General features: G+C 73.4%; 16 protein-coding genes. 11 read left to right on the top strand and 5 right to left on the bottom strand.

Annotation, left to right across the window (positions count from 1 at the left end):
- Window positions 1-333 precede the first annotated feature (333 nt).
- Both ACZ4VA_RS24530 and ACZ4VA_RS24525 read left to right on the top strand, forming a co-directional pair.
- On the top strand, window positions 334-708 hold the full coding sequence (locus ACZ4VA_RS24530) for an STAS domain-containing protein (protein ID WP_355785546.1): 375 nt from the start codon (window positions 334-336) through the stop codon (window positions 706-708).
- 174 nt (window positions 709-882) lie between these two features.
- Window positions 883-1395: an EF-hand domain-containing protein gene (locus ACZ4VA_RS24525; RefSeq protein WP_355785543.1), complete on the top strand. Its 513-nt coding sequence runs from the start codon at window positions 883-885 to the stop codon at window positions 1393-1395.
- 27 nt (window positions 1396-1422) lie between these two features.
- On the opposite strand, the gene ACZ4VA_RS24520 is transcribed toward ACZ4VA_RS24525, so the two are convergent.
- Window positions 1423-2922 carry a class I adenylate-forming enzyme family protein gene (locus ACZ4VA_RS24520; RefSeq protein ID WP_468082517.1) on the bottom strand — a complete coding sequence of 500 codons (1500 nt, stop codon included), beginning with the start codon at window positions 2920-2922 and terminating at the stop codon, window positions 1423-1425.
- Between the two features lie 194 nt (window positions 2923-3116).
- Here ACZ4VA_RS24520 and ACZ4VA_RS24515 point away from each other — a divergent pair, with 194 nt between their 5' ends.
- The 4 genes from ACZ4VA_RS24515 (at window position 3117) to ACZ4VA_RS24500 (ending at window position 7392) form a co-directional block, all read left to right on the top strand.
- The gene (locus ACZ4VA_RS24515) at window positions 3117-4310 is read left to right on the top strand and encodes an amidohydrolase family protein (protein WP_356163876.1); all 1194 of its coding nucleotides are present in this window, start codon (window positions 3117-3119) and stop codon (window positions 4308-4310) included.
- Entirely contained in the window at window positions 4310-5464 is a 1155-nt protein-coding gene (locus ACZ4VA_RS24510; protein ID WP_468082516.1) for an acyl-CoA dehydrogenase, read from the top strand. The genes ACZ4VA_RS24515 and ACZ4VA_RS24510 overlap by 1 nt, the downstream gene beginning before the upstream one ends.
- A 9-nt stretch (window positions 5465-5473) precedes the next feature.
- On the top strand, window positions 5474-6436 hold the full coding sequence (locus ACZ4VA_RS24505; RefSeq protein WP_468082515.1) for an acyl-CoA dehydrogenase family protein: 963 nt from the start codon (window positions 5474-5476) through the stop codon (window positions 6434-6436).
- Between the two features lie 476 nt (window positions 6437-6912).
- Window positions 6913-7392 (top strand): ATP-binding protein, encoded by a 480-nt coding sequence (locus tag ACZ4VA_RS24500; protein ID WP_355787786.1) that lies wholly within the window; start codon window positions 6913-6915, stop codon window positions 7390-7392.
- Between the two features lie 435 nt (window positions 7393-7827).
- Here the strand turns inward: ACZ4VA_RS24500 and ACZ4VA_RS24495 are convergent, their stop codons facing one another.
- Window positions 7828-8763 carry a cyclase family protein gene (locus ACZ4VA_RS24495; RefSeq protein WP_355787789.1) on the bottom strand — a complete coding sequence of 312 codons (936 nt, stop codon included), beginning with the start codon at window positions 8761-8763 and terminating at the stop codon, window positions 7828-7830.
- 84 nt (window positions 8764-8847) lie between these two features.
- Between ACZ4VA_RS24495 and ACZ4VA_RS24490 the strand changes: the two genes are divergently transcribed.
- From ACZ4VA_RS24490 to ACZ4VA_RS24475, 4 genes are all read left to right on the top strand, one after another.
- Window positions 8848-9759, top strand: coding sequence for an SDR family NAD(P)-dependent oxidoreductase (locus ACZ4VA_RS24490; protein ID WP_356163879.1), 912 nt, complete (start codon window positions 8848-8850; stop codon window positions 9757-9759).
- A 35-nt stretch (window positions 9760-9794) separates the two neighbouring features.
- The gene (locus ACZ4VA_RS24485; protein WP_355787795.1) at window positions 9795-10943 is read left to right on the top strand and encodes an acyl-CoA dehydrogenase family protein; all 1149 of its coding nucleotides are present in this window, start codon (window positions 9795-9797) and stop codon (window positions 10941-10943) included.
- A 25-nt stretch (window positions 10944-10968) separates the two neighbouring features.
- Window positions 10969-12018: a Zn-dependent alcohol dehydrogenase gene (locus ACZ4VA_RS24480; protein ID WP_355787798.1), complete on the top strand. Its 1050-nt coding sequence runs from the start codon at window positions 10969-10971 to the stop codon at window positions 12016-12018.
- A gap of 147 nt (window positions 12019-12165) precedes the next feature.
- Window positions 12166-13461, top strand: a complete 1296-nt coding sequence (locus ACZ4VA_RS24475) for an MFS transporter (protein ID WP_356163881.1) — start codon at window positions 12166-12168, stop codon at window positions 13459-13461.
- Here ACZ4VA_RS24475 and ACZ4VA_RS24470 read toward each other — a convergent pair.
- Window positions 13345-14610 carry a GlxA family transcriptional regulator gene (locus ACZ4VA_RS24470; protein ID WP_468082514.1) on the bottom strand — a complete coding sequence of 422 codons (1266 nt, stop codon included), beginning with the start codon at window positions 14608-14610 and terminating at the stop codon, window positions 13345-13347. The two genes, ACZ4VA_RS24475 and ACZ4VA_RS24470, sit on opposite strands and share 117 nt — an antisense overlap.
- A gap of 71 nt (window positions 14611-14681) precedes the next feature.
- Here ACZ4VA_RS24470 and ACZ4VA_RS24465 point away from each other — a divergent pair, with 71 nt between their 5' ends.
- Window positions 14682-15998 (top strand): MFS transporter, encoded by a 1317-nt coding sequence (locus ACZ4VA_RS24465; protein ID WP_468082513.1) that lies wholly within the window; start codon window positions 14682-14684, stop codon window positions 15996-15998.
- 37 nt (window positions 15999-16035) lie between these two features.
- Here ACZ4VA_RS24465 and ACZ4VA_RS24460 read toward each other — a convergent pair whose 3' ends face one another.
- Window positions 16036-16641, bottom strand: a complete 606-nt coding sequence (locus ACZ4VA_RS24460; protein WP_468082512.1) for a flavin reductase family protein — start codon at window positions 16639-16641, stop codon at window positions 16036-16038.
- Window positions 16642-16840: 199 nt separating this feature from the next.
- Complete coding sequence (locus ACZ4VA_RS24455; protein WP_468082549.1) at window positions 16841-17620, bottom strand: enoyl-CoA hydratase/isomerase family protein; 780 nt, start codon at window positions 17618-17620, stop codon at window positions 16841-16843.
- Between the last annotated feature and the right edge of the window lie 136 nt (window positions 17621-17756).

Below are 17756 nucleotides of genomic sequence, written 5' to 3'. Positions count from 1 at the left end.
CCTCACCCCTGCCCGTCCCGAGTGCCTGTCCGCTGTCCAGCCTGTGTGCGTCGCTGTCTCGAATGTAGTCGGCACGTCCGACAGCGCACGCCCCTTTGCGGCAATGTGCGCCCCTTGACGAGCGGCGGATGGTAGTGAACCGCCGCCGCCGCGGCGCCTACCCGTCCCCACCCCGATCACCCCTGATCGGGGCAGATCGGCCATGACTTTTTTGGCTCGACAGGGGCGGGCTTTCGGTCGCGTGCAGGTGTTTCATGGAAACGACTGCCGGGCAGCCGCGCAGGAGAACCGAGGGAGCGTATTCCGTTTCCGGAGGGCGACGAGAGGCGTGGCGTGACGCTCAAGGTGACCGACGGGGAGCGAGGCGACTGGGCCGTGCTCCAAGTGGCGGGCGAGATGGATCTGGTGACGTCGCCGGTGGTCCGCCAGCGGGTGCACGACGCGGTGGCGGACGGCCGCCACAGTCTCGTCCTCGACCTGTCCGAGGTCTTCTTCTGCGATTCCAGCGGGGTCGGCGTGCTCATCGCGACCCGTCGGCTCATCCGCTCCTGCCAGGGGCGTCTGCGGCTGATACTGCCCGCCGAGGGCGCCGAGGACGGCTCGCACGTCAACCGGGTGCTCGCCGCACTCGGGGTGCGCCGTCTGTTCGACGTCTTCCCGGATCTCGACACCGCCCTCGACGAGGAATCCCGCCCCCTGTCCGCGTGACGTAGGTCACAGCGGAGGCGTCGCGGTGCCACACGGTTGTCCCGGAATTCGCGCGGTCTTGGTACAAGCGACGTTTTCCGGCTCCCCCGGGGCCTCCGGCGTCGTACGCTCCCTGCCAGATGAACCCGCAGTCCGGCTGAGAGTCCGGCTGAGATGTAAGGCGGTCCGAACACCATGGTCAGCACCGAGTACGAGCGGAGGATCGCCGCCCGGTTCGCCACCTTCGACCAGGACGGCAACGGCTACATCGACCGGGAGGACTTCAACGCGGCGGCGAAATCGGTCCTCGCCCAGTTCGGTACGGCGGCCCGGTCGGACAAGGGCCAGGCCCTCTACAGCGGGGCCGAGGCCTTCTGGCAGGGCATGGCGGGCATAGCGGACCGGGACGGCGACCAGCGCATCACGCGCGAGGAGTTCGTCAACGGCGCGGTCAAGCGGCTGCGCGACAACCCCGACCGCTTCGCCGAGATCGCCCGCCCCTTCCTGCACGCGGCGCTCGCCGTCGCGGACACCGACGGGGACGGAGCGGCCACGGTCGAGGAGACCGCGCGTGTCCTGCGGGCGCTCGGCGCGAGCGAGGAGGTCGCCGCCTACGCGGCCGGCGCCCTCGACACCGACGCCGACGGCCGTATCGGCGAGACGGAGGTCGTCACCGCGTTCGCCCGCTACTTCACGGTGCCCGAGTGAGGTCCACGGCGGGCGCGTACGGGGAGCTCACGCCGAGAACCGCTCCCTGAGCCGGTACTTGAGCACCTTGCGCAGGGTCTCGTTGCGGGGAAGGGCGTCCACCACCTCCAGCTGCTCCGGCAGCTTGTGCACGGACAGCCCTTCCCCGCGCAGATACGCGGTCACCGCCGCCAGGGTCAACTCCGGTGCCTCCGGCGGCTGTTCGACCACCGCGCAGACCCGTTCGCCGCGCTCCGCGTCGGGCAGGCCGATCACCGCGACGTCGCCGACGCCGGGATGCCTGTGCAGCAGGTCCTCGATCTCCCGGGCCGAGATGTTCTCGCCCTTGCGGATGATCACGTCCTTGAGGCGGCCGGTCAGCACCAGGTGACCGCTGCCCGTCAGCCGTCCCAGGTCGCCGGTGCGCAGGAACCCCTCCTCGTCGAAGGCCGCCGCGGTCTGCGCCGGGTCCAGATACCCCTGGCAGACGGCCTCGCCGCGCAGCCGCACCTCCCCGTCCACGATCCGGATCCGCATGCCCTCGGGGGGCCGTCCCTCCGTCGTCGCCAGGTTCTCGGCCGTGTCGTCGGGCGAGCCCATGGTGATCATCGGCACCTCGGTCATCCCGTACCCATGGGTGAGCTGGACGCCCATCTCGCGGACGACGGCGTGGTAGATCTCGGGCGGCTTCGGCGCCCCGCCGCCCGCCAGAAGCCGCAGCGTCGGGATCACCTTCCGCCCCGGCCGCCCGCGCTGCTCGGCGAGGAACATCGAGTAGAACGCCGTGGACCCGCCGGCCACCGTCACCCCGTGCCGCCGGTACTCCGCCAGGGCGCCGGGCAGCGCGAAGTGCTCGAACATCACCGCCGGGAAGCCGTAGAGCAGCAGCATCACCGTGTAGTCGGGCCCGGCGATGTGCGCGTACGGGAAGGCCATCGAGCCCACGTCCCGATCCGTCAGGCGCAGGGCGTGCGCCAGGCAGGAGCCGCCCGCGATCAGTGAACGGTCGGTGTGCAGCACGCCCTTGGGGTCGGAGGTGGTGCCCGAGGTCCAGTAGATCCAGCGAACGGAGGTGCCGTCGGCGGGCGGGGCGGGCAGCACGGACGGATCGCCGTCCGGCAGGGCGTCGTACGCCTCGAAGACGCCCTTCGCGCCCAGTGCGTGCGCCATCGCGGTGTGGTCGAAGCCGCGCCACACCCCGGGGACGGCGAAGAACTCCGCCTTGGACTCGCGCAGGGCGAAGCCGACCTCGCGGTCCCGGTAGAACGGGATCACCGGCGACTGGACGGCGCCGAGCCGGGCCAGCGCGAAGGACAGCAGCGCGGTCTCGATCCGCGTGGGCAACTGCCAGGCGACCACCGTGCCGGGGCGTACGCCCATGCCGTACAGGCCCGCCGCGACCCGCTCCGCGCGCCCGTGCAGCTCGCCGAAGGTCAGGGTGCGGTCGCCTTGGAGCAGGACCGGACGGTCGGGGGTCAGCGCGGCGCGGCGGCGCACCAGTTCCCAGAGGGTGGGCGACGCGGCGAGTGCGTGTGCGGTGTCGTTCACGGCGATCCCCTCGCTGCCGGCGGCGCCCCGGCCCGTGGCTCCGGAGGCGCGGCGGACCTTAACTGACGGACAGTCAGATAGTGCGCAGAGCGTAGGGCGCACCGCCTTGTCGGTCCAGGGGTGCGGGGCTAGCCTGACATCTGACGGGTCATCAGATCCGTCGGCGGACGTGCACCCCACGGTGGAGGGGACTCATGACGGAACTGCCGCGGATCGTCAGCGTCGACGACCACGTGATCGAGCCCGCGCACCTCTTCGAGACCTGGCTGCCGCAGAAGTACCGGGACCGTGGACCCAAGCCGCTCACCGCCGGCATCGGCGAACTCGCCTACGTGGCGGGCAGGTACCAGATCACGATGGACCCCGACGGCCCGCCGACCGACTGGTGGATCTACGAGGACCTCAAGTTCCCGTACAAGCGCAACATCGCCGCCGTCGGCTTCGACCGCGACGAGATGACGCTGGAGGGCATCACCCGCGCGGAGATGCGGCGCGGCTGCTGGGACCCGGCCGAGCGCCTCAGGGACATGGACCTCAACCACGTCGAGGCCAGCCTCTGCTTCCCTACCTTCCCCCGCTTCTGTGGGCAGACCTTCGCCGAGGCGCACGACAAGGAGGTCGCCCTGGCCTGCGTGCGCGCCTACAACGACTGGATGGTCGAGGAGTGGTGCGGCGACAGCGGCGGCCGGCTGATCCCGCTGTGCCTGATCCCGCTCTGGGACATCGACCTGGCCGTCGCCGAGATCCGGCACAACGCCGCCCGGGGCGTCAAGGCCGTGACCTTCTCCGAGATCCCCACCCACCTGGGGCTCCCCTCGATCCACTCCGGCTACTGGGACCCCTTCTTCGCGGTCTGCCAGGAGACCGGCACCGTCGTGAACATGCACATCGGGTCCAGCTCCCAGATGCCCGCCGCGTCCCCGGACGCGCCGCCCGCGGTGCAGGCATCGCTCAGCTTCAACAACGCCATGGCCTCGATGATGGACTTCCTCTTCTCCGGCGTGCTCGTGAAGTTCCCCCGGCTCAAACTCGCCTACTCGGAAGGGCAGATGGGCTGGATCCCGTACGCCCTGGAGCGCGCCGACGACGTCTGGGAGGAGCACCGCGCCTGGGGCGGGGTCAGGGACCTGATCCCGGAACCGCCCTCGACGTACTACTACCGGCAGATCTTCTGCTGCTTCTTCCGCGACAAGCACGGCGTGGCCTCCCTGGACACGGTCGGCCGCGACAACGCCACCTTCGAGACGGACTACCCGCACGTCGACTCGACCTTCCCGCACACCAAGGAGGTCGCCCTCGACCACGTGAAGGGCCTCGACGACGAGACCGTCCACAAGCTGATGCGCGGCAACGCGATCCGGATGCTGGACCTGGACCTCGACAGCTGATGGACCTCGCCTGCACCCCGGAGGAGGAGGACTTCCGCGCCCGGCTGCGCGCCTGGCTCCGCGAGACCCTGCCCGGCCTGCCCCCGAAGCCCTCGCCCGACGACTGGCCCGGACGGCGCGCCTACGACCTCGGCTGGCAGCGCAGGCTCTACGACGCCGGGTACGCGGGACTGCACTGGCCCGTCCACGCGGGCGGCCGGGGAGCCACCCCGACCCAGCACCTGATCTTCCTGGAGGAGACCGAGAAGGCGGGCGCCCCCTACGTGGGCGCCAACTTCGTCGGACTGCTGCACGCGGGCCCCACGATCGCCGTCGAGGGCACCGCCGAACAGCGGGCGCGCTGGCTGCCGCCCGTGCTGCGCGGCGAGGAGGTCTGGTGCCAGGGGTTCTCCGAGCCCGACGCGGGATCGGACCTGGCGGCGCTGCGCACACGCGCGCGGCGCGACGGCGACCACTACGTGGTCAGCGGGTCCAAGATCTGGACCTCGCACGCGGAGGTCGCGGACTGGTGCGAGCTGCTCGTGCGCACCGATCCGGACGCCCCGAAGCACCGGGGCATCTCATGGCTGGCCCTGCCCATGGACGCGCCGGGCGTCACGGTCCGCCCGCTGCGCACCCTCGCGGGCTCGGCCGAGTTCGCGCAGGTGTTCCTCGACGAGGTGCGCGTCCCGGTCGCCAACCGGGTCGGCGCCGAGAACGACGGCTGGCGCGTGACCATGGTGACGCTCTCCTTCGAACGCGGCACGGCCTTCGTCGGCGAGGTCGTCGCCTGCCGGCGGGTGCTGCGCGAACTCGCCCGCGCGGCCCGCGCCGACGGCCACTGGGACGACGCCGTGCTGCGCCGCCGCCTCGGCCGGCTGAACGCCGAGTTCCGGGCGCTGTGGCGGCTGACGCAGTGGAACGTCAGCGAGGCGCAGCGCACGGGCGGGGTGCCCGGCACCGGCGGGTCCGTCTTCAAGCTGCGGTACTCGCACGCGCGGCAGGAGCTGTACGACGCGGCGGCCGAGGTCCTCGGGCCCGGCGCGCTGGACCTGGGGCACGAGTGGACCCTCGACCGGCTCTCCTCGCTGTCGTACACCATCGCGGCCGGCACCTCGCAGATCCAGGCGAACATCGTGGCCGAACGCATCCTGGGCCTCCCGAAGGGACGGTGACGGCATCCCGTGCACTTCCAACTCACGGACGACCAGCAGGCGTTGCGGGCGGGTGTGCGCACGCTGCTCGAAGGGCGCTTCGGCCGGGGTGCGCTGCGCGCGGCGGTGGACGGCGGCGGCCTCGACCGCGCGCTCTGGCGCGAGCTGGGGGCGGCGGGCTTCTTCGCGCTGCGGCTGCCGGAGGCCGAGGGCGGGGTCGGCCTCGGCCTCCCGGAGGCGGTGCTGGCCTTCGAGGAGGCCGGTCGCGTGCTGCTCCCCGGGCCGCTGGTGGCGACACACCTGGCGGCCGGGACCGTGCCGGGGGCGGCCACCGGGGAGACGGTCGTGACCGCCGCGTACGGCGGCCTCGTGGAGTGGCTGGACGAGGCGGACGTCGTACGGGACCCCGGACCGCCCGGGTCACCCCCGGAGCCCCTCCGGAACGCGGAACGGCCGACGGCACCGCCCGGCTCGCCCGCCCGCCCGGTGTCCCTGATGCCCGAGGCCGTGGCCGTGCGGTCCGTCGACCCGCTGACCCCGCTGCACCGGGTGCCGGTCCCGGCGGCGCCCGATCCCCTGGTCGTCCTGCTCACCGCCGCCGAACAACTGGGCGGCGCGGCCCGCACCTGCGAGCTGGCGGTGCAACACGCCCGGGCGCGTGAGCAGTTCGGGCAGCCCATCGGGGCCTTCCAGGCGGTCAAGCACCTGTGCGCCCGGATGCTGGTCCGGGTGGAGACCGCGCGCGCGGCCGTGTACGCGGCCGCCGTGACCGCCGACCCGCCGGACATCGCCGCCGCCCGGCTGCTCGCCGACGAGGCCGCGGTGCGGGGCGCCCGGGACTGCCTCCAGGTGCACGGCGGCATGGGCTTCACCTGGGAGTCCGACGTCCACCTGCACCTGAAACGCGCCTGGATCCGCACCCGGCGTGCTGGCGACGCTACGGAGAGTGAGGAGATGCTGGCCGGGAATCTGCTGTCCGGATCGGCGTGGTGAGGCCCTGCGCAGGGCGCCCCGCGCGGGACGCTCACGGAATGTCGCGGAACGTGGCACACCGGAATCACGGAGCGTTGAGACCGGGTTGTGTCCTATGCGTGACTCGTCACGGCCTGGAGTCACAGCCGTGCTCGGGTACCTTGTGTGGGATGCGAGTGGTTCTGAGGCCGGACCATACCGGTGCTGCCCCCGAGGTGGCGCCGGACCGGGCGATGCGCGCCGCTCGCAGGGCGGGACGGACCGTCGTCCCCGCCTGTTCGACTCCCCGCTACGAGCGTCGCACAGTATGCCGTATGCGTACTCCTTCGCGCTGGAATATGCCCGAAGCGCTTGTTGGGGTGACTGTACGTCAACCATGCTGTCTCTCAAGGGAATCACGTTCCGTGACCCTGGTTCTGGCCATGCAGGCGATGGCCACGATCGTGGCCCTGGTGAGGCGCGAGGCGATGTGTCCGCCGGTTCGGATGGTGTGAGCGGTGCAGGTGCTTCAAGTGCAGCTGGAGATCCGGCCCGACCCCGCGGAGGTGGGGCGCGCCCGGAGATGGGCTCGGTCGCGGCTCGCGGTGTCCGGCATAGAGGCCGACGAGCCGCTCGCCGAGACGTTGATCCTGCTCGTCTCGGAGCTCGTCACCAACGCGGTGGTGCACACGGGCTGTCCGGCCGTGCTGCGCCTCCAGTTGCAGGGGGTTCGCGGCGAACCCTCCGGCGCCGCCGCCGGAACGGTCCGCCTGGAGGTGGCCGACTCCAGTGCCTGCCCGCCGGCCCCGCGCCACGCGCAGGGCGATGACACCAACGGCCGCGGTCTGGAGCTCGTCGACGGTCTCGCCGACCGCTGGGGCTGGAGCCCCGAAGGGGCCGGCAAGCGGATCTGGTGCGAGGTGGACCGCTGCGCCCCGGGTGTCACGAGGGCCGTCGCGTACCCGGCGTACGAGGGTTTCGCGTACGAGGCCGTGTAGCGCGCCGGCGTCCCGGTGGCGGCCCGTCGTGCGGAACGTGCATACATGCACGTCCACGGCGTCCGCCCGCGTGGTCCACGGCTGAATGCGCCGGGCAGTGCTCCCGTACGCGCTGTCACAAATGGGGTGTAGGTGATGAATCCCCGTACGGGTGTTGACGTGGCGTGTCCGTTTGATCACGCTTGTGTTCAGCGATTCGCCGCGAGGGGACGACGAGGGTTTCGGTGACGGAAGCCCTCGGCGAGTGCGGATCGCGATTCGGCGTCGACTCCTCGAGGGCCAAGTGGGAGCAGGGCGGGAACGCCGGAGCCGGATGGCGGCGCGCGGTGCCGTGCTCGGGGCGGGCAGCGCCGCGCCGCCAGCCGACATCCCCGCGCCGCCGCCGGTCGGCGTCCGCCCGCACACACACCCCCTTTCTTCCCTCCGATTCGCCGGCTACAGCACGGCCACCGGTGCCACCGGGGAGCCCGTGCCGCCGACGAAGGGTTCGGGGGTGGCCGACAGCAGGAAGCTGTAGCGCCTTTCTTGTCCACAGGCTGTGGACAACTCTTCGAGATTCCAGTTCTGGCCCTGAAGCATCCCCATCTCCACGAGGTCGAGCGCGTGCACGGGCAGCCACAGGTCCTCTATCTCGGGAGGAAATATCTCAAAGGTGAGGGTGTCGTTCGCGACCGCGGCGACATCGCGGGCGTGGAACCACTCCGGGGTGCGGACCGAAAGACCCGGGGACGGATAGCCGTACGCCTCCCGGTCGCCCGCCAGATAGACCTGGACCTGGCCGGTGCGTACGAGGACGATGTCGCCCGTCCGCACCCGGGTGCCCGCGAACTCCTCGGCGGCGTCGAGGTCCTCGGGGGTCACGGCGTGCCCGCCCGCCAGCCGGTCCTCGCCGCGCGCCCGGGCGACGTCGAGCAGCACACCCCGCGAGACGATGTGCCGCGGCTTGTCGATGCCCCCGAACGCGGCCCCGCCGTGCGCGGTGACCGTCTCCGCCGGACGGCCGTTGTAGAGCCGCCCCGAGTGCGAGACGTGGGGCAGCGCGTCCCAGTGGGTGGCCGCCTGGAGCCCCATGGTCACGACGTCGTCGCTGCACGCGACCGTGCCCGGCCCGAACAGCTCCTGGTTGATCTGCACCATCACGTGCAGCGGGTTCACCCGCCCCGGGATCATGCCGGTCTGCACCCCGTCCTGCCGCAGCGGGAGCGCGAGCGGTATCCGGCGGCCCGTGCGCACCTCCGCCGCCGCCTCCCGCACCACCTCGTCGGTGACGAGGTTCAGTGTCCCGATCTCGTCGTCGGCGCCCCAGCGGCCCCAGTTGTTCACGCGCTCGGCGAGGTCGTGGAACGCCGGATGCGGTGTCGTCGCTGACATGGGTCCTCCGCGGGGCTTGTCTCCGGGTGTCTGCCGGGTCATAAAATCTAACGGTCCGTCAGAAACCGCGGGAAGGGGCCGGGCGTGGGGAACTTCTTGGCAGGCAAGGTCGTCGCCGTGACCGGCGCGGGCCGCGGGATAGGCCGCGCCGTCGCGCTCGCCTCGGCGGCCGAGGGGGCGCGCGTCGTCGTCAACGACCACGGCGTCTCCGTCGAGGGCGCGTCCCCGACGAGCGCGGTGGCCGAGGCGGTGGTCAAGGAGATCGAGGCGGCGGGCGGCGACGCCGTCGCGGTGGCCGACGACGTCTCCACCATGGCGGGCGGCCGGCGGGTCGTCGACGCGGCCCTGACGTCGTACGGGCGTCTCGACGGAGTCGTGTGCGTGGCGGGGATCCTGCGCGAGCGGATGCTCTTCAACATGACCGAGGAGGAGTGGGACCCGGTGGTCGCCACCCACCTGAAGGGCACGTTCACCGTCTTCCGCGCCGCCTCCGCGGTGATGCGCGCCCAGGGCTCCGGGACGCTGATCGGCTTCACCAGCGGCAACCACCAGGGCTCCGTCGCCCAGGCCAACTACAGCGCGGCGAAGGGCGGGATCATCTCACTGGTGCGCAGCGCCGCCCTCGGCCTGCACAAGTACGGGGTCACGGCCAACGCGGTCGCCCCGGTCGCCCGGACCCGGATGTCGGCGAACGTCCCCATGGAACTGGCCGAGATCGGCGAGCCCGAGGACGTGGCCGCCCTCGTCGTCTACCTCCTCTCCGACCGCGCCCGCCAGGAGCGGATCACCGGGCAGGTCTACACGATCGCCGGTCCCAAGATCGCGGTCTGGGCGCAGCCGCGGGAGCTGCGGGCCGGCTACGCCGAGGGCTCCTGGACCCCCGAACGGATCGCGGACTTCCTGCCCGGGACGGTGGGCGTGGACCCGATGCCGCTGCTGGAACGGGTCGAGGCGATGGCCCGGGCCGCCGCCGCGAAGCAACGCCCGAACGCGTGAGCGGCCGTGCGGGCGGCCGACGTGAGGCGGTGACCGTGGAGTTCGGAACCGGTGCGCGGGACGAGGCGTTCCGCGCCGAGGCGCGCGCGTGGCTGGCGGAACACCTCCCGGCCGGGGCGGGCCGCCGGGAGTGGGAGCGCGAACTCGGCGCGGCCGGCTGGATCGGACTCGGCTGGAGCGAGGACGGGTACGGCAACCGGACCGCGTCGCTGACGCAACAGGTGGCCTGGGCCGAGGAGTACGCCCGCGCGGACGCTCCGGCACGCTCGGGCCACATCGGCGAGAAGCTGCTCGCCCCCACCCTCATCGCCCACGGCACACCCGAGCAGAAGGCGCGCTTCCTGCCGCCGGTCGCCCGCGGCGAGGAACTGTGGTGCCAGGGCTACAGCGAACCCGGCGCCGGTTCGGACCTCGCGGGCGTGCGCACCGCCGCCGTACGGGAGGGGGACACGTACCGCGTCACCGGCCAGAAGATCTGGACGTCCCTCGCCCACGAGGCCGACTGGTGCTTCGTCCTCGCCCGTACGCGGCCCGGTTCGGTCCGCCACCACGGACTGTCGTTCCTGCTCGTCCCCATGGACCAGCCCGGCCGCGTCGAGGTCCGGCCGATCCGCCAGCTCACCGGGACGAGCGAGTTCAACGAGGTGTTCTTCGACGGCGCGGAGGCGCGCGCCGAGCACCTCGTCGGCGCCGAGGGCGACGGCTGGCGCGTGGCGATGAGCCTGCTCGGCTTCGAGCGCGGAGTGTCGACCCTGGCCCAGCAGATCGGCTTCGCACGGGAGTTGGGCACCGTGATCCGGGCGGCCGTCGCCACCGGGGCCGCCGACGACCCCGTCGTCCGGGACCGGCTCGTGGACCAGTGGGCGCAGTTGCGCGCGATGCGCTGGAACGCCCTGCGCACACTGGGCAGCTCGGACGCCGAGGCGCCGGGAGCGCCCAGTGTGGCGAAGCTGCTGTGGGGCCGCTGGCACCAGCGGCTCGGCGAGCTGGCGATGGAGGTGCGGGGCGCCGGGGCGGCCGTGGGTCCCGCGGACTGGTCGCCCGAGGAGCCGTACCGGATCGACGAGCTCCAGCACCTGTTCCTGTTCGGCCGGGCCGACACAATCTACGGCGGCTCCGACGAGATCCAGCGCACGATCATCGCCGAGCGCGTGCTCGGCCTGCCGAAGGAACCCCGGGGATGAACCCGGGCGGAGGGGAGCCGGTGCGATGCGAGGCGTGATCTTCGACGGGAAGCGGACCCGGGTCGTGGACGATCTCGAGGTGCGCGATCCGGGACCGGGCGAGGTGCGGGTCGCGATCGCGGCGGCCGGGCTCTGCCACAGCGACCTGTCCGTGGTGGACGGCACCATCCCCTTCCCGGTCCCCGTGGTGCTGGGGCACGAGGGCGCGGGGACCGTCGAGTCGGTGGGCGCCGGTGTCACCCACGTACGGCCCGGCGACCACGTGTCGCTGTCCACGCTCGCCAACTGCGGTGCCTGCGCCCAGTGCGACCGCGGACGGCCGACCATGTGCCGTGCGGCGATCGGGATGCCGCGGCAACCGTTCACCCGGGGCGGCCGCCCGCTCCACCAGTTCGCCTCCAACTCGGCCTTCGCGGAGCGCACGGTCGTCAAGGCGGTGCAGGCGGTGCCCGTCCCCGCGGACATCCCGATGCCGTCCGCCGCGCTGATCGGGTGCGGGGTGCTGACCGGCGTCGGGGCCGTGCTGAACCGGGCGCGGGTGGAGCACGGCGACACGGTCCTCGTCATCGGCACGGGCGGCGTCGGGCTCAACGTGATCCAGGGGGCGCGGCTCGCCGGTGCCGTACGGATCGTGGCGGTGGACGCCAACCCGGCCAAGGAGACGGCGGCCCGCCGGTTCGGCGCCACGGACTTCCTCACCTCGACCCGGGGCGTGCGGGACCTCCTGCCCACGGGCGCCGACCACGCCTTCGAGTGCGTCGGCCGGGTCGAACTCGTCCGCGAGGCCGTCGACCTGCTCGACCGGCACGGCCAGGCGATCCTCCTCGGCGTCCCGCCGGCGACCGCCGAGGCGTCCTTCCTCGTCTCCTCGATGTACCTGGACAAGTCGATCCTCGGCTGCCGGTACGGTTCCTCGCGGCCCCAGCGCGACATCGCCCGGTACGCCGAGCTGTACCGGAGCGGGCGGCTGCTGCTGGACGAACTGGTGACCGCGACCTACCCGGTCGAGGACTTCGAGAAGGCGGCGGACGACGCCCACCAGGGCAGGGTCGCGCGGGCGGTGCTGACGTTCTAGCGCACGCTCCAGCGGACGTCCGGCGGGCCCCGTGAGCACGGCACGGCGGGGACGCCGTACGCGGGCCCGGGGCGGCGGTGGCCGAAGTTGTCCACAGGGCGCGGGAATTCCGTGGGCGGTGTCGGCGCGGTCGCCTAACGTCGTCGCATGAGCTATCGCGACGTCGCCTCCCGCCAGGTCCTGGCCTGGGCCGTCGTGGCCGTCGCCGCCCGCCTCCCGGTGGCCATGGCCCCGCTGGCCCTGGTCTTCCTGGTCCGCGAGCGCCCCGGGGGTTATGCCCTGGGCGCGGTCCTCGCGGCGGCCTACGTGGTCGGGGAGATCACCGGCGCACCCCTGCTCGGCACGCGGATGCGCCCGCACAGCGCCCGCCGCCAACTGGCCGCGGGCCTGGCGGCCGGAGCGCTCGGCTTCGCGGGCCTCGGCGCGTTCCCGCACGCGCACGCGGGGATACTCGCGGCGTTCGCGTTCCTCGCCGGAGCCGCGCCCGCCGCGGCCCCCGGCGGCCTGCGCACCCTGCTCACCGGCCTCGTCCCGAAGGACGCCGTCGCCCAGGCCCTGTCGACCGAGTCGATGCTGATGTCCGGCATCTGGGCGCTGTCCCCGGCCGCGGTCACCGGCCTCGCGCTGGGCGTCGCCCCCGCGGTGCCCCTCGTGCTGGCCGCCGCGCTGATGGCGGCGTCCGTCGCGGGGCTGTGGCTGCTGCCCGCGGGCTGGGAGGCCGACGCGGCGGACCGGGACGGCGTCTCGCTGCCCCGCCTGCTGGCCCGCGCCTGGCCGGTGTACGTGACGGGCGCGGCGAGCCTGTCCCTGCTCGCCCTCGCCGAACTGGTCCTGCCCGCGCTCCTGGAGCAGCGCGCCGTCGGCGTGGGCTGGTCGGGCCCGCTGCTCTCGGGGTTCGCGCTCGGGTCGGGCGTGGGCGCGTTCGTCTACGGGCTGCGGTCCTGGCCGGGGGACCTGCGGGCCCGGAGCGTGGTGCTCATGACGGGCGTCTCCGCCTGCGTGGCGCTGGTCGCGGTGCTGCCGGCCCCCGGCTGGACGGCCGCCGCCCTCGCCGTCGCGGGCGTGCTCCAGGCCGGCGCGATGCTCACCCGCAACCTGTCGCTGCGCGAGGTGCTTCCGCCGAGCGCGCTGGCCGCCGGCTACTCGGTGATGTACGCGGCGGTCGGCGCGGGATACGCGGCGACCGGCTCCCTCGCGGGTGCCCTGCTGCACTTCGTCGCTCCGTCGACCGCGATCCTGGCCGGCGTCGCGCTGACGCTGGCGCTCACCGCGGTCGGCGCGCTGGGGGAGGGCCGGAGCGGGCGCCGGGCGCCCGCGGCGACACCGTCAACCGGCGCTCGCGACACGGCCGTTGGCGTCCTTCCGGCCCCCGGTCCCGCCTCCGTTGCCGGCGCGGAAGGTGCGGCGATAGGTCGTGGGGGTGACCCCGAGGGCGGACTGTAGGTGCTGGCGCATCGACTGGGCCGTGCCGAAGCCGGCGTCCCGGGCCACCTGGTCGATCGACAGGTCGCTGGACTCCAGGAGATGGCGGGCCCGCTCCACGCGCTGCTGGGTGAGCCACTGCCCGGGGCTGATGCCGGCCTCCTCGCGGAAGCGGCGCGTGAAGGTGCGTACGGACATGTTCTCCTGCTCCGCCATGTCGCGGAGCTGGATGGGCTCGTGGAGGCGGCCGAGGGCCCAGGCGCGGGCGGCCGTGGTGGTCGCCACCTGGGGCTCGGGGACGGGTCGGTGGATGTACTGCGCCTGGCCGCCGTCCCGGTGCGGCGGCACGACGGTGCGGCGGGCCACGTCGTTGGCGACGGCGGTGCCGTGGTCGCGGCGCACGAGGTGGATGCAGAGGTCGATCCCGGCGGCGACCCCGGCTGAGGTGAGGATGTCGCCGTCGTCGATGAACAGGACGTCCGCGTCCACCTTGATCCTCGGGAAGAGCCGCTGGAAGTGCTCGGCTGAGGCCCAGTGCGTGGTGGCGGCGCGGCCGTCGAGCAGGCCCGCGGCGGCCAGCACGTATCCGCCGGTGCAGATGGAGACGAGCCGGGTGCCCGGCCGGACGTGGGCCAGCGCTGCGGCCAGTTCGGGCGTCAGGACGCCCTCCTCGTGGACCGGGCCCAGCTCGTAGGAGGCGGGGATCACGACGGTGTCGGCGGTGGCCAGCGCCTCCGGCCCGTTCTCCACGAGTACGGCGAAGTCGGCGTCCGTCTCCACGGGCCCGGGCGCGCGGACCGAGCAGGTGACGACCTCGTACAGCGCGCGTCCCTCGGCGTCCCTGGCCCGCCCGAAGATCCGCTGGGGGATGCCCAGTTCGAAGGGCAGCAGCCCGTCCAGCGCGAGGACGACGACCCGGTGCCGCCGCGCCGGGGCCCGCTCCTCGAGGTCCGCCGGGGAGGTCCCGGACGCCCTGGCCGGATCCTGGTGCCGACGGGGTCCCGCGGAGGCGTCCGCCTGCGCGGTGGCGGTCCCCGGGGCCGCGGCACCGTCCGGGGCCGCCGCCGTGGCCGGAGCCGCGGGGGTGCCGTCCGTGGCGCCGGGCGGGCTCGGGGCGGCCGGCGTCGTGGCGGGTGCGCTGTCCCGGTGGCCGGGACGGATGAGAGCCATGGCCCGATCCTAGCGAACGCTGTCCTTCGGGCCACTCGTTCGCCGGAAGCGCGACCCCGAAGCTCTATGACGTGACCCAGACATCCGCAGCCACCGCCGCCGCGGCGGAATCAGGAACCGCCCGCCCGCCCCGTCGTACGCGCGTCCACCGCGCGTGGTTCGTCGCCGCCGTGACCTTCGTGACGATCATCGGCGCGGCGGCCTTCCGTTCCCTGCCCGGCCTGCTCATCGACCCGCTGCACGAGGACTTCGGCTGGTCGCGCGGCACGATCGGCGCGGCGGTGTCGGTCAACCTCGCGCTGTACGGGCTGACGGCGCCGTTCGCCGCCGCGCTGATGGACCGCTTCGGCATCCGCCGGGTGGTGGCGGTCGCCCTGATGGTGATCGCGCTCGGCGCCGGGGCCACCGTGTGGATGACGGCGCCCTGGCAGCTGATGCTCTGCTGGGGCCTGCTGGTCGGCCTCGGCTCGGGGTCGATGGCGCTCGCCTTCGCGGCGACGGTCACCAACCGCTGGTTCACGAAGCGCCGGGGCCTGGTCACCGGCATCCTCACCGCCGCCTCGGCCTCGGGCCAGCTGATCTTCCTCCCGCTGCTGTCCTGGATCATCTCGGAGCACAACTGGCGACCGGCGGCCGTCACGGTCTCCCTGGCCGCCCTCGCGGTGGTCCCCTTCGTCTGGCTGCTGCTGCGGGACCACCCGGCGGACGTGGGCCTGACGCCGTACGGCGCGACGGAGTTCGCGGAGAAGCCGCCGGCGGTGCCGGGTGCGGCGCGCCGGGCGGTGACGGTGCTGTTCTCCGCCGCCCGCACGGGCCCGTTCTGGCTGCTGGCCGGCACCTTCGCGATCTGCGGCGCCTCCACCAACGGCCTGATCCAGACCCACTTCGTGCCCGCGGCCCACGACCACGGCATGCCGATCACGGCGGCGGCCTCGCTCCTCGCGGTCATCGGCGTGTTCGACGTGATCGGCACGGTCGCCTCCGGCTGGTTCACCGACCGCTTCGAACCGCGCAGGCTGCTGGCCGTGTACTACGCGCTGCGGGGTGTCTCGCTGCTGTTCCTGCCCATGCTCCTGGCGCCGAGCGTGCACCCGCCGATGATCTTCTTCATCGTCTTCTACGGCCTCGACTGGGTCGCCACGGTGCCGCCCACGCTGGCCCTGTGCCGCGAGCAGTACGGCGAGGACAGCGCGATCGTCTTCGGCTGGGTCCTCGCCTCCCACCAGGTGGGCGCCGCCCTCGTCGCCTTCCTCGGCGGTGTGGCACGGGACGCGTTCGGCTCGTACGACCTCGTCTGGCAGGCCTCCGGGGCGCTGTGCGCGGCGGCGGCGCTGATGGCACTGGTGATCCGGCGGCGCCCGGAGCGCCCGGCGGTGACACTCGCCTGAGCTCCCGCGGGGGCGGTGAGCCGTCTCGGGGACGCGGTCAGAGGAAGCGGCCGCGGTGGAAGAGCAGCGGCGGCCGGTCGCCGCCGGCCGCGCCGAGCGCGGTCACCCGCCCCACCACCACGAGGTGGTCCCCGCCCGTGTGGACCGCGTGGATCGTGCAGTCGATCCACGCGAGGGCGCCGGTGAGGCGCGGGGAGCCGGAGACGGGCGCGGCGTCGTACCCGACACCGGCGAACTTGTCCGCGCCGCTCACCGCGAAACTGCGGCACAGCTCGCCCTGGTGGGCTCCCAGGACGTTGACGCAGAAGACGCCGGCGCGGGCGATGCGGGGCCAGGTCGTCGACGTACGCCCGACCATGAAGGCGATCAGCGGCGGGTCGAGCGAGAGGGCCGAGAAGGACTGGCAGGCGAAACCGGCGGGGCCGCCCTCCCCGTCGGCGGCGGGGGCCGTCACCACGGTCACCCCGGTCGCGAAGTTCCCGAGGACCCGCCGGAACTCGGACTGGTCGAACGGCGCCCGCTCGTCGTCGCCGACCGCGCGCAACCCGGGCCGCGGCAGCGCCTCCACGGGCTCCGCGACGGTGGGTGCCCCGGCGGACCTGAGATAACGGACGGCGGCGGCCGCCATCCCTGCGTGTCCCATCACACCGTCCATTGAAGCTGACGGACCGTCAGATGGGAAGCCCCCGGCACCGGCGGTGGGAGCGTCCTGGTGGTCGGCGGTGCGCTCGGAGCGACAGGGCCCGACGCGGCAGGCTCGGCACCGGCGGCGGAGGCGTCCCCGGCGGGGCACGCGTCCGGCATCCGGCGTGGGCGTGTCCCGGTGATCGGTGGTTCGCCGGTCAGCGTCCCCGGTATCGGGGAGTCCGTCGTTCCACGAAGCTCGCCACGCCCTCCTGGGCGTCCGCCGTCGTCATGTTGATCTCCTGGGCCGCCGCCTCCGCGGCGAACGCCGTGGCTCGGTCGGCGTCGAGGGAGGCGTTGACGAGCTGCTTGGTGAGGGCGAGCGCGCGGGTCGGACCCGCGGCGATCCGCTCCGACCAGGCGCGGGCCGTCTTCTCCAGGTCGGCCGCGGGGACGACGCGGTTGACGAGCCCGAGCCGTTCGGCGTCCGGGGCGGTGAGCGCGTCGCCGAAGAACATCAGCTCCTTGGCCCGCCGCGGCCCGATCAGGCGCGGCAGGAGATAGGCACCGCCGCCGTCCGGGACGAGTCCCCGGCGTACGAACACCTCGATGAACGTGGCGGAGTCCGCAGCGAGGACCAGGTCGCAGGCGAGCGCGAGATGGGCGCCGAGACCGGCGGCGGTACCGTTCACGGCCGCGATCACCGGTTTCTCGCAGTCCAGGACGGCGGCGACGAGGCGCTGCGCGCCGAGCCGCAGGGTGCGGGCCACGTCGCCCGGCACGCGGTCGCCGCCGGCCGGCGCGCCCCGCAGATCGGCGCCGGCGCAGAACCCGCGTCCGGTGGCGGTGAGGACGACTGCGCGGACACCGGGGTCGGCGGAAGCCTCGGCGAGCAGCGCGATCACGCGTTCGCGCTGGTCCCAGGTGACGGCGTTCATCGCCTCGGGCCGGTTGAGGGTGATCCACGAGACGGCGTTGTCAGTGGCGTGCAGTACCAATGAGTCGAGGGCTTCCTCCGCGTCACCGGGTCCTCGGGGGCCTTCGGTTCCTTCGGGACCGTCGGTCCGGTGGCGCGGGGGCCGGCCGGGGGAGGAAGCGTCGGGGGAGGACGCCATGGGGGAGCTCCGTTTCGTA

It is taken from the genome of Streptomyces sp. NPDC028308 (genome assembly GCF_055565855.1).
The sequence above is the reverse complement of the archived record's forward strand: the minus strand, read 5'-3'. Positions and strand labels throughout refer to the sequence as shown.